The sequence below is a fragment of the Microbacterium sp. ZW3a genome (assembly GCF_057167165.1).
In genome coordinates, this window is sequence record NZ_CM169903.1 from 1,440,631 (window position 1) to 1,455,512 (window position 14,882).

Consider the following 14,882-nt stretch of genomic DNA (forward strand, 5'->3'; position numbering starts at 1 on the left):
TCGTATTCTATCCGACGTCGGGGCGACGTGCCGCGAGCGCCACCACCTCGGCCGCCGCCCGGGCGACCTCGTCGTTGACGACGCGGTAATCGAACTCGTTCTGGGCCGCCAGCTCGGTGCGCGCGGTGCGCAGTCGACGCGCCCGCTCCTCGGCATCCTCGGTCCCGCGACCGACGAGCCGCTGGACCAGTTCGTCCCAGCTGGGCGGGAGCAGGAACACCAGCGTCGCCGAGGGATCGGCCTCGCGCACCTGCCGGGCGCCCTGCAGGTCGATCTCGAGGAGCGCCGTACCGCCGTCGGCGAGCACCCGCTCGATCGGCCCGCGCGGGGTGCCGTAGCGATGCCGGTTGTGCACCGTCGCCCACTCCAGGAGCTCCCCCGCCGCGACCAGCCGGTCGAACTCCGCGTCGTCGACGAAGTAGTAGTGCTCACCCTCGACCTCACCGGGTCGCGGAGCGCGCGTCGTCGCCGACACCGAGAGGTGGATCTCGGGGAAGTTCTCCTTGATGTGCGCGGCGACCGTGCCCTTGCCCACGGCGGTGGGGCCGGCGAGCACGACCAGGCGACTGCGACCCTCGCGCGGCCCGGGTTCGGGCCAGCGGGAGTCGAGGTACTGGCGCAGGGCATCGCGCTGGCGCGAGCCCAGACCCCCGAGGCGCTTGACCGGAGAGATGCCGAGCGAGGCGAGGATGCGGTCGCGCTTGCTCTCGCCGATCGCGGGGATCGCGGTGAGGAACTCGGTCACGCGCATGGCGCCGGCCGCCGACAGCGGGTCGGCCAAGCCCCGTCGCAGGAGCTCCTGCGGGGTGATGACGCGCGTGGAGACGTCACGCTTGAGCGCGGCGCGTTCGCGGCGGGCGGCGACCGCCCGGCGAGAGGCGGCGGCGCGATCGACCTCGGGAGGGCGGCGGCTGTCAGTCATTCAGGGCCTCCCGGTACAGCGCGGCGCGGTCGTCGATCCGCGCGGCGAGGCGGTCGGGACCCACCGCCAAGATGCTCCGGCTCTCGTTGGCCACGACCGCCTTGGCGACATAGCCGAAGAGCCGGCCGAGGTCGGCGGGGTCGGCGCCCTGTGCTCCGAACCCGGGGGCGAGGATCGGCATCCCGGCGAGAGCGATGTCGCCCAGACCGAACGCCTGCCGGTCGACGGTGGCGCCGACGACGAGACCGATCGAGCCGAGCGCACCCGGCAGCCCGAGGTTGGCCTCGTTGACGTCGTGCGCCACGCGGGCGGCCACGTGCTCGTGGTCGCCGACGGCCAGGGCATCCTCGACGACGGCGCTCTGCACCGCGCGCGCCTCGGGGTTGCTGGTCGCCGCGAGCACGAAGGCGCCCTTGCGGGCACGGAGCGCGGTCGCCAGCGTCGCGCGCAGCGAGTCGGCGCCGAGGTACGGCGTGAGCGTCACGGCATCCGCCTCGAGCGGCGAACCGGGTTCGAGCCACGCCGCGGCGTAGCCCTCCATCGTCGTGCCGATGTCGCCGCGCTTGGCGTCGGCGATCACGAGGAGCCCCGCGGCACGGGCGGCCGCCATCACGTCTTCGAGCGCCGCGAAGCCGCGCGAGCCGTAACGCTCGTAGAACGCCACCTGGGGCTTGACGACCCCCACGCGACCCGCGGCGGCCTCGACCACCCGCAGACCGAACTCGCGCACGCCGTCGGGGCCGGCATCCAGCCCCCACGCCGACAGCAGTGCGGCGTGGGGGTCGATGCCGACGCACAGCGGGCCGTGCGCGTCGAGGGCGGCGAAGAGCCGCTGACCGAACGTCTCGCTCACAGACGACCCGCGCGATCGATGGCGTACTCCTGGAGGCTCCGCACCTCGAAGCCGTCCTTCATGGCGCCGAGGGCGCTGACGGCGGCACCCAGCACGGCCATCGTGGTGAACAGGGCCTTGTCGGCGGCGACAGCCGCGGCGCGGATCTCGTAGCCGTCGGCGCGGGCCGTGCCGCCACTGGGGGTGTTGACGATCATGTCGATCTTCCCGGCGTTGATCAGGTCGACGACGTTCTGCTCCCCCGATCCGTGCGTCTCGGAGTACTTCTCGACGACCGTCACCCGGATGCCGTTGCGGGCGAGGATCTCGGCCGTGCCCTCGGTGGCCATGAGGTCGAAGCCGAGCTCCTGCAGCCGGTGGGCGGGGAGGATCACGGCGCGCTTGTCGGCGTCGGCCACCGAGATGAACACGGTGCCCGAGGTAGGCATGCCCCCGTAGGCGGCCTCCTGCGACTTCGCGAACGCCGTCGGGAAGTCCCGGTCGATTCCCATGACCTCACCGGTCGAGCGCATCTCGGGCCCGAGCACCGAGTCGACCGTGTGGCCGTCGGCGGTGCGGAAGCGCTTGAACGGGAGCACGGCCTCCTTGACGGCGACCGGCGCGTCCAGCGGCACGCGCGAGCCATCGCTCTCGGGGAGCAGCCCCTCGGCGATGAGCTCGGCGACGGTGCTCCCGGCCATGATGCGGCTGGCGGCCTTGGCCAGCGGGATGCCGAGCGCCTTGGAGACGAACGGCACGGTGCGGCTCGCGCGGGGGTTCGCCTCGATCACGTAGAGCACGCCGGCGGAGATGGCGAACTGCACGTTGAGGAGCCCGCGCACGCCGACGCCCTTCGCGATGGCGAGCGTGGCCTCGCGGACCCGGTCGACCTCGGTGCGACCGAGGCTCACCGGCGGGAGCGTGCACGACGAGTCACCGGAGTGGATGCCGGCCTCTTCGAGGTGCTCCATGACGCCGCCGATGTACAGGTCGGTGCCGTCGTACAGCGCGTCGACGTCGAGTTCGATCGCGTCGTCGAGGAAGCGGTCGACCAGCAGAGGCAGGCCGGGGCCGATGATCGCCTGATCCGCCACGCGCACGAAGTAGTCGCGCAGCGCGTCGGTCGAGTAGACGATCTCCATGCCGCGACCGCCGAGCACGAAGCTCGGGCGCACGAGCACCGGGTAGCCGATCTCCTCGGCCACCGTCACGGCGCCTTCGACGTCGATCGCGGTGCCGCTGCGCGGGGCGACGAGTCCGGCCTCGTCGAGCAGACGCGAGAACAGCTCGCGCTCCTCGGCCAGGTCGATCGCCTCGGGGCTGGTGCCGAGGATCGTGTAGCCCGCGGCCTCGATGCCCTTGGCCAGGCCGAGCGGCGTCTGTCCGCCGAGCTGGCAAACGACGCCGAGGATGGTCCCGGACTGCGCCTCGGCGTGGAGCACCTCCAGAACGTCCTCGAGCGTCAGCGGCTCGAAGTACAGGCGGTCGGAGGTGTCGTAGTCGGTCGACACGGTCTCGGGGTTGCAGTTGACCATGACGGTCTCGTAGCCCGCGTCCGACAGCGCGAACGACGCGTGCACGCACGAGTAGTCGAACTCGACGCCCTGGCCGATGCGGTTCGGGCCCGAACCGATGATGACGACCTTGGTGCGCTCCGAGGGGGTGACCTCGGTCTCCCAGTCGTAGCTGGAGTAGTGGTACGGCGTGAGCGCCGGGAACTCCCCCGCGCACGTGTCCACGGTCTTGTAGACCGGGCGCACATCGAGGGCGTACCGGATGCCGCGCACCTCGGCCTCGTCGAGCCCGCGGATCTCGGCGATCTGGGCGTCGCTGAACCCGTGCTCCTTCGCGAGGCGCAGGGTCTCGGCATCCAGCTCGCCGGCCTCGCGGATCATCTCGGCGACCTCGTTGATGAGGACGATCTGGTCGATGAACCACGGGTCGATCGCGGTGGCGTCGAACGCCTGCTCGGGCGTCGCACCGAGGCGCAGGGCCTGCTGCAGCACGACGATGCGGCCGTCGGTCGGCGTCTTCGCGATCTCGAGGAGCTCCTCGGCCGAACGGGACTGCTCGCCCCAGTGGAAGCTCGATCCGCGCTTCTCGAGCGAGCGGAGGGCCTTCTGCAGGGCGGTGGAGTAGTTGCGGCCGATCGCCATGGCTTCGCCGACCGACTTCATGGTGGTTGTCAGCGTCGTGTCAGCGGCCGGGAACTTCTCGAAGTTGAAGCGCGGAACCTTGACCACGACGTAGTCGAGCGTGGGCTCGAAGCTCGCCGGGGTCACCTTGGTGATGTCGTTCGGGATCTCGTCGAGGCGGTAGCCGATCGCGAGCTTCGCGGCGATCTTGGCGATCGGGAAGCCCGTTGCCTTCGACGCCAGCGCCGAGGAGCGCGACACGCGCGGGTTCATCTCGATGACGATGATGCGCCCGGTCTTCGGGTCGACCGCGAACTGGATGTTGCAGCCGCCGGTGTCGACGCCCACCGCGCGGATGATGTCGATGCCGATGTCGCGGAGCTTCTGGTACTCGCGGTCGGTGAGCGTCAGCGCCGGGGCCACCGTGATGGAGTCCCCGGTGTGCACGCCCACGGGGTCGACGTTCTCGATCGAGCAGACGACCACCGTGTTGTCGGCGGTGTCGCGCATGAGCTCGAGCTCGTACTCCTTCCACCCGAGGATCGACTCCTCGAGCAGCACCTCGCTGGTGGGCGAGTCGTGCAGGCCCGCGCCGCCGATGCGGCGGAGGTCGTTCTCGTCGTACGCGAAGCCCGAGCCGAGGCCACCCATCGTGAACGAGGGACGCACGACCAGGGGGTAGCCGAGCTTCTCGGCACCGGCGAGCAGCTCCTCCATCGAGTGGCAGATCACGGATGCCGCAACGTCGGCGCCCGCCTCGATGACGAGCTCCTTGAAGATCTGGCGGTCCTCGCCCTTGTTGATCGCCTCGAAGTCGGCGCCGATGAGCTCGACGTCGTACTTCTCGAGGATGCCCCGCTTGTGCAGCTGGATCGCGGCGTTCAGCGCCGTCTGTCCGCCGAGCGTGGGGAGGATGGCATCCGGCTTCTCTTTGGCGATGATCGTCTCGATCACCTCGGGGGTGATCGGCTCGATGTAGGTCGCGTCGGCGAAGTCGGGGTCGGTCATGATCGTCGCCGGGTTGGAGTTGACGAGGATCACGCGCACGCCCTCTTCGCGCAGGACGCGACAGGCCTGGGTGCCGGAGTAGTCGAACTCGCAGGCCTGACCGATGACGATCGGGCCGGAGCCGATGACGAGGACGGAGTGGATGTCGTCGCGCTTAGGCATTCTTCTGGGTCTCCTGGGTCGCGATCACCATGTCGCGGAAGCGGTCGAACAGGTAGTTGGCGTCGTGCGGGCCGGCGGCGGCCTCGGGGTGGTACTGCACGCTGAACGCGGGGATGTCGAGGGCACGCAGGCCCTCGACCACGTTGTCGTTCAGGCCGATGTGGCTGACCTCGACGCGGCCGAAGCCGTGCGGGCTCTCGACGACGGCATCGAGCGGGGCCTCCACCGCGAAGCCGTGGTTCTGCGACGTGATCTCGACGCGACCGGTGGTCTTGTCGAGCACGGGCTGGTTGATGCCGCGGTGGCCGAAGGGCAGCTTGTAGGTGCCGAAGCCGAGGGCGCGGCCCAGCAGCTGATTGCCGAAGCAGATGCCGAAGAACGGCAGGCCGTCGCCGAGCATCGCGCGCAGCAGCTCGACGTGCTGGTCGGACGCGGCCGGGTCGCCGGGGCCGTTGGAGTAGAACGCGGCGACCGGCTCGATCGCGCGGATCTCGTCGATCGTGGCGGACTGCGGGAACACGTGCACGTCGAACCCGCGCGCGGCGAGGTTGTCGATCGTGGACTGCTTCACGCCCAGGTCGAGCACGGCGAGGTTGCCGATGCGCTCGGTCGTCGCCGGGGTGACCTCGACCTCGGTCACCGAGACCTCGGCCGAGAGGTTGCGGCCGGCCATGCCCGGGGCCTCGAGCACGCGGCGCAGCTGCTCGTCGGCGTCGAGCGCGGCGGCCTCGCCCGAGAAGACGCCGCCGCGCATGCTGCCCGAGGAGCGGATGCGGCGGGTGATCGCACGCGTGTCGATGCCGGAGATGCCGACGATGCCGTCCTCGACGAGCGCGTCGTCGAGCGAGCGGTCGGCACGCCAGTTCGACACGACCCGCGAGGGGTCGCGCACGACGTAGCCCGACACCCAGATGCGGCGCGATTCGGGGTCTTCGGCGTTGACGCCGGTGTTGCCGATGTGCGGCGCCGTCTGCAGCACGATCTGGCCGGCGTACGACGGGTCGGTGAGGGTCTCCTGGTAGCCGGTCATGCCGGTGGCGAAGACGACCTCGCCGAAGGTCTCGCCGCGGGCGCCGTAGGCGCGCCCGGGGTAACGGGTGCCGTCTTCGAGCACCAGGACGGCGGGCTCGCGCGAGATGCGCGGAGGGGAGATCAGGGCGGTCATGCGTCGCTTCCTGTCGTCGTGAGGGGACGGATGGCGTCGGCGAGGGCTCGGGCCGAGGCATCCTGGGGTCGGAGGTAGGTGTCGACGATCGTGTCGTCGTCGATGCGCCACGTGACGCGCGTCAGGCCGTCACGTTCGACCACGCGGTCGATGGCGACCGTGGCTTGAGCTGCGTCGACGAGACGGTCGCGGGTGAGCGCGATGCGGGGCTGTCCCGGGAGGTCGAGCGCGACGCCGGTCGAGGTGACCGTGACGTCGACGCGGGAGCGGAACCCGAGGCCCCTGATGGCCAGGCGTTCCAGGGGCTCGTCGTGACGCGTGGTCGCGACGTACAGGCCCGGGAACACGGCCACGAGGGTGCCGTCGGGCAGCTCCCCCACCGGGGCGGTGTAGCGCGCATCGCGCCGCGTTCGTCGCATCCATGCCCACGCGAGCAGGGCGAGCACCACCACGGCGACGCCCGCCATGATGAGCAGGGCGCCTTCGCGCGTCACGCGAGTGCTCCCGGCGTTTCGAGGACGGCGCCGTCGGCGACGGTCGGGATGCCGGCGCGCACGGTCCAGCGGACCTCACCCGGCAGTTGCCGCCCGAGGTAGGGCGAGTTCTTGCTGCGGCCACGCAGATCGTCGAGGCCGAAGGTACGCGACGGGCGCGGGTCGTACAGCGTGAACGACGCCGGCTGTCCCGCGGCGACGGGGGTGCCGTGGCCGTCGAGTCGGCCGATGCGGGCGGGGGTGCGCGAGAGCACGCGCGCGACGTCGGTCCACTCGAGCAGCCCGGTCTCGACCATGGCGTGGTGAACGACGCGCAGCGCGCTCTCGAGACCCACCATTCCGTTGGCGGCGGCGGCCCACTCGCACGACTTCGCTTCGGCGGGGTGGGGGGCGTGGTCGGTGGCGACGATGTCGATCGTGCCGTCGGCCAGACCCTCGCGCACGGCCCGCACGTCTTCTTCGCGGCGCAGCGGCGGGTTGACCTTGTACCGCGCGTCGTAGTCGCGCACGAGTTCGTCGGTCAGCAGCAGGTGGTGGGGCGTCACCTCGGCGGTGACGTTGACGCCGCGCTTCTTGGCCCAGCGGATGATGTCGACCGACCCGGCGGTGGAGAGGTGGCACACGTGCAGACGCGAACCCACGTGCTCGGCCAGGAGCACGTCGCGCGCGATGATCGACTCCTCGGCGACGGCGGGCCAGCCGGCCAGGCCCAGCTCGGCCGAGACCGCGCCCTCGTTCATCTGGGCGCCCTCGGTCAGGCGCGGATCCTGCGCGTGCTGCGCGATCACGCCGTCGAACGCCTTCACGTACTCCAGTGCACGGCGCATGATGAGCGGATCGAAGACGCAGAAGCCGTCGTCGCTGAAGACGCGGACGCGGGCGCGGGAGTCGGCCATGGCGCCGAGCTCGGCGAGGCGCTCGCCCTTCTGACCGATGGTGACGGCGCCGATCGGCTGCACGTGCACGTAGCCGGCATCCTCGCCGAGGGCGAGCTCCTGCTCGACCACTCCGGCCGTGTCGGCGACGGGAGAGGTGTTCGGCATGGCGAAGACGGTGGTGAACCCGCCGGCGGCGGCGGCGCGCGAGCCGGTGAGCACGGTCTCGGATGCCTCGTACCCCGGCTCGCGCAGGTGCACGTGGAGGTCGACGAGGCCCGGCAGGGCGATCAGCCCGTCGGCGTCGACGACGGTCGCGCCGGCGTGCGAAAGACCGGTGCCGGTCTCGGCGATGACGCCGTCGCGCACCAGCAGGTCGGTGGCATCCTGGCCCTCGACGCGCGCGCCGCGCACCAGCAGGGTGTGGGGGGTGGCGTGGCTCATCGAAGGTCCTCTCTGTCGGTGTCGGGCCGCGCGCCTGCCAGCAGCAGGTAGAGCACGGCCATGCGCACGGAGACACCGTTCGTCACCTGCTCGAGAACCGTCGAGCGCGGTGAATCGGCGGCTTCGGCGGAGATCTCCAGGCCACGGTTCATCGGACCCGGGTGCAGAACGATGCTACCGGTCGGAAGAGCGTCCAGGCGCCGTGCGTCGAGCCCGTAACGGCGGGAATACTCCCGTTCAGTCGGGAAATACGCCGCATTCATCCGCTCGAGCTGGATGCGGAGCATCATGAGGGCGTCGGGACCGGCGGTGATCGCGCGGTCCAGGTCGTACTCCACCTCGACGGGCCAGCCGCTGACGTCCTGCGGCACGAGGGTGGGGGGCGCCACGAGCGTGACGCGCGCGCCCAGGGTGTGCAGGAGCCACACGTTCGAGCGGGCCACACGGGAGTGGAGGATGTCGCCGACGATCGTGACCCGGATGCCGTCGAGCCCGCGGCCGCGGCTGTCGTCACCGAACAGGCGCTTGCGGATCGTGAAGGCGTCGAGCAGCGCCTGCGTCGGGTGGGCGTGCGTGCCGTCTCCGGCGTTGACGACCCCCGCGGTGATCCACCCGCTCGTGGCGAGGGTGCGCGGGGCACCGGACGCGCCGTGACGGATGACGACGGCATCCGCCCCCATCGCCTGGAGCGTCTGCGCGGTGTCTTGCAGCGACTCCCCCTTGGAGACGCTGGAGCCCTTGGCGGAGAAGTTGATGACATCGGCGCTCAGCCGCTTGGCGGCGGCCTCGAACGAGATGCGGGTGCGCGTGGAGTCTTCGAAGAAGAGGTTCACCACGGTCTTGCCCCGCAGGGTCGGGAGCTTCTTGACCTCGCGCCGCTGGGTGTCGGCCATGTCTTCGGCGACGTCGAGGATCTCCAGCGCCTCGGCGCGGGTGAGTTCGCGGGTATCGAGGAGGTGCCTCATGATTCGATCGTCACCTCCTCGATGCCGTCGATCTCGGCCAGACGCACGTTGACGCGCTCGTCGCGCGCGCTGGGGAGGTTCTTGCCCACGAAGTCGGGGCGTATGGGCAGCTCCCGGTGCCCGCGGTCGATGAGGGTCGCCAGCCGCACGGCGGCGGGACGCCCGAGATCTTGCAGGGCGTCGAGCGCGGCGCGGATGCTCCGGCCCGAGAACAGCACGTCGTCGACGAGTACGACGACCTTGCCGTCGATGCCGCCGGCGGGGATCTCGGTCTTCCGCGGAGCGCGCGTGGGGTTGCGGTGCAGATCGTCGCGGTACATCGTGACGTCGAGCGAGCCGACCGGCACGGCCGCTCCCCCGAAGTCGCTCACGAGCGGACCGATCCGTTCGGCGAGGGTGACGCCGCGGGTCGGGATGCCGAGGAGGACGAGTCCTTCCGGTCCTTTATTGGACTCCAGGATCTCGTGCGAGATGCGCGTCAAAGCGCGGGCGATGTCGGCATCGTGCATGACGGTGCGCGTACTCATCCGCTGCTCCCTTCTCCGCCTCACGGGACGGGGTTAAAGGTTGCCGTGGTTCTGGGTCGAGTCTAGCGGGTGTGGAGAACGGATGCCGGGGGCCCCACGCTGGGGAGGAGGGATAGCGGGCGCGGCTGCGCGGTGCGTGGGGACGCGGTCGGTGTGCGGGGTCGGGGCCGCGGGGGTGCGGTGACCGGTGGAGGGAACGGGGCCGGCGGAGGGCCGAGGCCGTGGCATCCGTCCTCCGTAGCTCCCCTGTCCTCCGCTCGTCACGGCGAAGAGCGGGCACCCCGACGAGACCTGCGCGCGAGGGTCAGCCCGCGGCGACCTCGGCCGGCTCGGCGGAGGCGCGCTCTGCGCTCGGAGTCGAGCGGATCGGGTGACCGGTCGTCGTGAGGCAGCGGCCCGACGCGAGGTCCCACTTCCAGTCGTGGAGCGAGCACGTGAGCACGCCATCCTCGATCTTGCCGGTCTTGGTGAGGTCGGCGCGCAGGTGCGGGCAGCGGCGCTGCACGGTCCAGCCGTCGATTTCGGCATCTTCGGTCTGGTCGGACTGCTCCGCGTACCAGTTCTCGACGTACTCGATGCGGTCACGCGACAGGCACTTGAGGAACGTCGTGAGGAATTCGTTGAACTTGCCGGAGCGCCCCACCTCGAACTGCATCGACAGGAAGATCGAGTTCGACCAGTCGATCTCGTGGTCGCGGATGTTCGTCGACACCAGGTCGGCGGGGATCGTGTACCAGTAGATGCACTCCTCGCCGGCGTATTCGCGCACCTTCGCCTTGGGGAAGTCCACGACCATGTCGAGCTCGCCGATGCGGAAGCGCACCATGCCGCCCACACCGTTGCGGATCGTGCGGGCGCGACGGAGCAGCGGCTCCCACCACTCCTTCAGCGCCGCGAGCATCTCGGCCGGCGGAATGATCTCGGCACGGGATGCCTCTTCTGCGGCGATTTCGCTCTGACGGCTGTCGCGCTGCTCGGCGAGGTAGCTCCACTTGTCGCCGAAGATGCGCGCGATCTCGGCGTCGGTGAAGAGGGTCTGCGTGACCGTGACGTCGGATCCGTGCACCTCGACCTCGGTGCCGGGGAGGAACAGGTGCCCCTGCTGCTCGGGACGGAGCTCCTTCATGTGCGCGAGGAACTGGCTCTGGTCGGTGAAGATCGAGTCGTTCTCGAGGCCCATGCCGTTGTAGCGGAACAGGGCCTCGCGCAGGAACATCGGCGGGCCCGCCATCGGGAACACGTGCGGCGCGTTGACCTTCTCGATGTAGTACATCGCGCGCTTGTTCTGCGCGTCGCGCTTGAGCTGCGCGAAGTTCTGCTTGGCGTCCTGGGGCAGGTCGTAAACCATCGGCCACCAGATGGCGCCGGAGACCTGCGTGAAGTAGGCGTCGGGCGTGCCGAAATCGATGAGCTTCTCGAGGTCGAGCGGGTGCGAGTCGTTCTGGTTGAGGATCGATGCGGTGCCGTCGTCGACCGAGAGCGAGGAGTCGCCGATGGGCCCGTCGGACGGTGCGCGGAGCGGCGTGACCATGATCTTCAGATCCCCGTACTGCAGGGGGACGCCCGCCTCGGTGCGCACGAGGTTGGTGTAGCCGAGGGCGATGAGGTCTTGCTCGAGGTCGTCGGTGGGGTACTCGGGCAGCAGGACCTTGATGTCTTTCGACACGTACCGCTCCAGCATCGCGGGGTCGAAGTGGTCGCGGTGCCGGTGCGAGATGTAGAGGAAGTCCGCCGCGCCGTAACGCTCCCAGTCGAGCGCGCGGTTGTCGGGGAACGGGAACCACGAGCCGAAGAAGCTCGGGCCGATGACGGGGTCGCAGAGGATGCTGCCGCCCGTCGTCTCGATGAACATTCCCGCGTGGCCGAGGCCGGTGATCTTCATGTCGCTCCTGTCCGTGAGAACCCGTCGAGTCTACGCGCGCCTCGGCTGTGCGATCGGTGGGCACGACCGGTCAGTCCGCGAGCAGTCCCCGGATGTCGTCGGCATCGAGCGACCGGGCGAACGCCTCTTCGTCATCGAGCACCGCGCGCGACAGCGCCGCCTTGCGCTGCTGCAGCTCGCGGACTTTCTCTTCGACCGTTCCCGCGGCGATCAGCCGGTAGACGAACACGCTTCGGGTCTGCCCGATCCGGTGTGTGCGATCGATCGCCTGCGTCTCGGCGGCCGGGTTCCACCACGGGTCGAGGAGGAACACGTACTCGGCCTCGACGAGTGTCAGGCCGAACCCGCCCGCCTTCAAGCTGATGAGGAACACCGGCGCGTCTCCCCCGCGAAACCCCTCGATGACCTCGCCACGGCGGGCGGTGCTCCCGTCGAGGTGCGCGTACGTCAGGCCGGCGGCATCCAACCGCTCCGCGGCGAGATCGAGGAACGTCGTGAACTGGCTGAACACGAGGGCCCGATGACCCTCGGATGCCACCTCGACGAGGCGCTCGAGGAGGGCATCGAGCTTCGCCGACCCGAGGTGCGCGTCGCGCTCGTCGACGAGGCCGGGGGCCAGCGCCAGCATGCGCAGGAGAGTGAGCGAGCGGAACACGATGAACCGCTGGCGGTCGAGGTCGTCGAGGAGTCCGAGCACCTTCTGCCGTTCGCGCTGCAGCACGCGGTCGTACAGTTCACGGTGCGCGGGGGCGAGGGGAACAGCGATCTCCTGCTCCTGCTTGGGCGGGAGGTCGGCGGCGACCACGTCTTTGGTGCGGCGCAGCAGGAACGGCCTCACCCGCGCGCGCAGGCGCGCCAGGCTCCCCCGGCGGTGCGCGTCGGCCGCGGCGACCGACAGGTCGGTCGGCGCGTCGGTCGGGAGCGTCTCGATCGCGCGGACGTACTCTTCGCGGAACCGCCGCGCCGAGGGGAACAGGCCCGGCGCCGTCAGGGCGAGCAGGGCCCACAGGTCGTCGAGGCCGTTCTCGATGGGGGTGCCGGTGACCGCGAACACCGAGTCGGCGCGAAGCGCGGCGACCGCCCGGTGAATGCGCGTCGCGGGGTTCTTCACGAACTGCGCTTCGTCGAGGATGACCCCGGCCCACTCGGGCCGGGCGAACTCGGCGTCGTCGGTGCGGACGACGCCGTAGGGGGCGACGACGACCTCGGCCCCGGCCGCGAGCTCGGCGATCGAGCGCCCGCGGCGCACCGCGGTCGCCTCGACGGTGACGACGCGCAGGTCGGGCGCGAACCGCGCCGCCTCGGCGCCCCATGTGGGGAGCACCGACGTCGGCGCGATCACGAGCCACGGCCGCCGCTCCCCCGACGCCCGCGCGTGGGCGATGAGGGCGAGCACCTGCACGGTCTTGCCGAGCCCCATGTCGTCGGCCAGGATGCCACCCAGTCGGTGCGCGTGCAGGAGCGCGAGCCACGACAGCCCGGCGCGCTGGTAGGGCCGTAGCTCGGCGCGGAACCCGGGCGGTGTCGGCACCTCGGGCACATGGCTCACGTCGCGCAGCGCGCGGGCCAGCGTGCGCCATTCGAGCGCGGCCTCGGACTCGTCGGCCAGGTCTTCGAACTCGGCCCACAGGGCGACGTGGGTGCGCGGGAGGCGGGGTCCGGTCTCCCACTCGTCGAGAGCCGCGGCCTCCTCGAGCAGGTCGCGCAGGCGCTGCAGCGCGGGGTGCGCGAGGGAGAACCAGGCCCCGTCCGACAGCTTCAGACGGGTGCGTCCGCGCGAGAGGGCGGTGAAGAGGGTGCCGAAGGGAATGGTGCGGCCGTCGATGACGACGACGATGCCCAGATCGAACCAGTCGCGCTCGGCCGACGGAACGGCGGTGATGCGCAGCGACGGGTCTCCGCGCAGTTCGCGGTACGTCGGTACCCGACCGCGCGTGACCACGCGCACCCCGTCGAGGAGGTCGAGGGCGGGGAGCACGTGCGTGGTGAACACCGCCGCGTCAGCACCGTGGAGGGTCGCGCGCGCGCCAATGGGAAGGTCGACGACCTCCGCCCACGTCGCCTCGACGCGTCCGGCGATCCGCGTCTCTGCGCGCGCGTCGCGCTCCCCGTCATCGACGGGGCTGCCGTACGCGACTCGCCGGGGTCCGGGGTAGAGCCACTCGAGCGCGTAATCGAGCGCGTCGTCGTCGAGGTGGGTCACCTCGACCACGAGCGTGGGACGCGCCGGCGGCGGCGCCGGAACTCCCGCCGCAACCGCCAGCGGAACGCGCCGGGCCAGGCGCGGGTACGTCTCGGCGAGGAACTCCGCGGTCTCCGCCGCGGGAACGTCGACGGGTCCCGTGGTCAGCAACGTCGGCAGCGGAGCGGGGAGCGCGACCGGCGCGAGTACGAGCGGCACCGGGTCGCGGTCGACCTCGAACGCGAAGACCCCCGACGTTCCGATGGGGCGCACGTGGGCGGCATCCACGCTCTGGCCGTCGATCTCGAGCGCCGCCGACAGTCGGAGGGCGCCGCCGGCGCCGGGAGCCACCGCGACGCGCGCGGTTGCGTCGGTGGCGAGGTGCACGCTCTGCTGCGGGTGCATGGCCACGAGGGGGATGCCGAGCGCCCCGGCCTGCCGCAGATGCGCCCACAGCAGTGGAGAGGTGAGGGCATCGAGTGCGACGGTGTCGCCGGCCGCGACGAACGGACCCGTCGTGCGCATGGCCTGCGCGAGGGCATGGAGCTCGGCGAACCAGTGCACGTGCGCCGGGTCGAAGCGGTCGCGAGAGCGACGGACAGCGTCCCACGTGGCATCCGCCCGAATCCACGTCTCGCGCGCCCCGCGCACGAGAGGCCGCGCCGCGAGCTGCAGGTCGTCTTGCCGACGGGCGAGCATGCGCGGGGTCACCGCCTCGACGGCGCGGGCCTCCCACCGGGAGGGATCGTAGGCCTCGCGCTGGCGCAACTCCACGCCCAGCGCGAGCGCCTCGAAAGAGGGCCGCTCGGCGCTCGGCAAGAGACCACGCCACGAACTCATGCGGCCATCCTCGCGGGGGCCACCGACATCGGGCCGGTCAGGACGAGCGGGCGATGCGCGCGAGCACGCCGTGCACGAAGGAGCCGGAGTCGTCGGTGGAGAACTCCTTCGCGAGTTCCACCGCCTCGTCGATCGCCACCGCGGTGGGGACCTCGTCGTTGTAGAGGATCTCCCACGTGCCGATGCGCAGCAGAGCGCGATCGACGGCGGGCATGCGCTCCAGCGACCAGTCTTTGGCGAACGTGGTGATCTGCTCGTCGATGGCGTCGCGGTTGTCGATCACGCCGTCGACGATGTCGCGCGCGTAGAGCCACGAGACCTGACGGTCGGGCTCGGACGCGGCGCGCTTGGCCTCGGCGGCGAGCATGACGGGCAGCTCTTCGCCGCGAACGTCGGCCTGGAAAAGGATGTCGAGGGCGCGCTTACGCGCCTTGGTGCGAGCGCTCAAG

Annotated in this window: 11 protein-coding genes; all 11 read right to left on the reverse strand. The window is 70.9% G+C overall.

Annotated elements, in window-relative coordinates:
* Positions 1-7: 7 nt before the first annotated feature.
* The 11 genes from gmk to nusB all read right to left on the reverse strand — a co-directional run bounded on the left by gmk (position 8) and on the right by nusB (position 14,881).
* Positions 8-922: a guanylate kinase gene (gmk, locus tag ACU6WY_RS06755; RefSeq protein ID WP_483821677.1), complete on the reverse strand. Its 915-nt coding sequence runs from the start codon at positions 920-922 to the stop codon at positions 8-10.
* Positions 915-1,775, reverse strand: coding sequence for an orotidine-5'-phosphate decarboxylase (gene pyrF, locus ACU6WY_RS06760; RefSeq protein ID WP_483821678.1), 861 nt, complete (start codon positions 1,773-1,775; stop codon positions 915-917). Before pyrF ends, gmk begins: the two co-directional genes overlap by 8 nt.
* Positions 1,772-5,059, reverse strand: a complete 3,288-nt coding sequence (gene carB, locus ACU6WY_RS06765) for a carbamoyl-phosphate synthase large subunit (protein WP_483821679.1) — start codon at positions 5,057-5,059, stop codon at positions 1,772-1,774. The genes pyrF and carB overlap by 4 nt, the downstream gene beginning before the upstream one ends.
* Positions 5,052-6,224 carry a glutamine-hydrolyzing carbamoyl-phosphate synthase small subunit gene (gene carA, locus ACU6WY_RS06770; protein ID WP_483821680.1) on the reverse strand — a complete coding sequence of 391 codons (1,173 nt, stop codon included), beginning with the start codon at positions 6,222-6,224 and terminating at the stop codon, positions 5,052-5,054. The genes carB and carA overlap by 8 nt, the downstream gene beginning before the upstream one ends.
* On the reverse strand, positions 6,221-6,718 hold the full coding sequence (locus tag ACU6WY_RS06775; RefSeq protein WP_483821681.1) for a PH-like domain-containing protein: 498 nt from the start codon (positions 6,716-6,718) through the stop codon (positions 6,221-6,223). Before ACU6WY_RS06775 ends, carA begins: the two co-directional genes overlap by 4 nt.
* Positions 6,715-8,037 carry a dihydroorotase gene (locus tag ACU6WY_RS06780; protein ID WP_483821682.1) on the reverse strand — a complete coding sequence of 441 codons (1,323 nt, stop codon included), beginning with the start codon at positions 8,035-8,037 and terminating at the stop codon, positions 6,715-6,717. The genes ACU6WY_RS06775 and ACU6WY_RS06780 overlap by 4 nt, the downstream gene beginning before the upstream one ends.
* Positions 8,034-9,002: an aspartate carbamoyltransferase catalytic subunit gene (locus ACU6WY_RS06785; RefSeq protein WP_483821683.1), complete on the reverse strand. Its 969-nt coding sequence runs from the start codon at positions 9,000-9,002 to the stop codon at positions 8,034-8,036. Before ACU6WY_RS06785 ends, ACU6WY_RS06780 begins: the two co-directional genes overlap by 4 nt.
* Complete coding sequence (gene pyrR / locus ACU6WY_RS06790; protein WP_483821684.1) at positions 8,999-9,529, reverse strand: bifunctional pyr operon transcriptional regulator/uracil phosphoribosyltransferase PyrR; 531 nt, start codon at positions 9,527-9,529, stop codon at positions 8,999-9,001. The genes ACU6WY_RS06785 and pyrR overlap by 4 nt, the downstream gene beginning before the upstream one ends.
* 304 nt (positions 9,530-9,833) lie before the next feature.
* Complete coding sequence (locus ACU6WY_RS06795) at positions 9,834-11,411, reverse strand: Rieske 2Fe-2S domain-containing protein (RefSeq protein WP_483821685.1); 1,578 nt, start codon at positions 11,409-11,411, stop codon at positions 9,834-9,836.
* A 70-nt stretch (positions 11,412-11,481) separates the two neighbouring features.
* Positions 11,482-14,433, reverse strand: coding sequence for a DEAD/DEAH box helicase (locus ACU6WY_RS06800; protein ID WP_483821686.1), 2,952 nt, complete (start codon positions 14,431-14,433; stop codon positions 11,482-11,484).
* A 37-nt stretch (positions 14,434-14,470) separates the two neighbouring features.
* A complete protein-coding gene (gene nusB / locus ACU6WY_RS06805; protein ID WP_483821687.1) occupies positions 14,471-14,881 on the reverse strand; it encodes a transcription antitermination factor NusB in 411 nt (136 codons plus the stop codon).
* Position 14,882 lies beyond the last annotated feature (1 nt).

Bases quoted from the DNA above. Each gene is read 5' to 3' on its own strand.
- ACU6WY_RS06785 (WP_483821683.1), bottom strand. From the start codon at position 9,002: ATGAGGCACCTCCTCGATACCCGCGAACTCACCCGCGCCGAGGCGCTG.
- ACU6WY_RS06780 (WP_483821682.1), bottom strand. From the start codon at position 8,037: ATGAGCCACGCCACCCCCCACACCCTGCTGGTGCGCGGCGCGCGCGTC.
- carB (WP_483821679.1), bottom strand. From the start codon at position 5,059: ATGCCTAAGCGCGACGACATCCACTCCGTCCTCGTCATCGGCTCCGGC.
- carA (WP_483821680.1), bottom strand. From the start codon at position 6,224: ATGACCGCCCTGATCTCCCCTCCGCGCATCTCGCGCGAGCCCGCCGTC.
- gmk (WP_483821677.1), bottom strand. From the start codon at position 922: ATGACTGACAGCCGCCGCCCTCCCGAGGTCGATCGCGCCGCCGCCTCT.
- ACU6WY_RS06800 (WP_483821686.1), bottom strand. From the start codon at position 14,433: ATGAGTTCGTGGCGTGGTCTCTTGCCGAGCGCCGAGCGGCCCTCTTTC.
- pyrR (WP_483821684.1), bottom strand. From the start codon at position 9,529: ATGAGTACGCGCACCGTCATGCACGATGCCGACATCGCCCGCGCTTTG.
- ACU6WY_RS06795 (WP_483821685.1), bottom strand. From the start codon at position 11,411: ATGAAGATCACCGGCCTCGGCCACGCGGGAATGTTCATCGAGACGACG.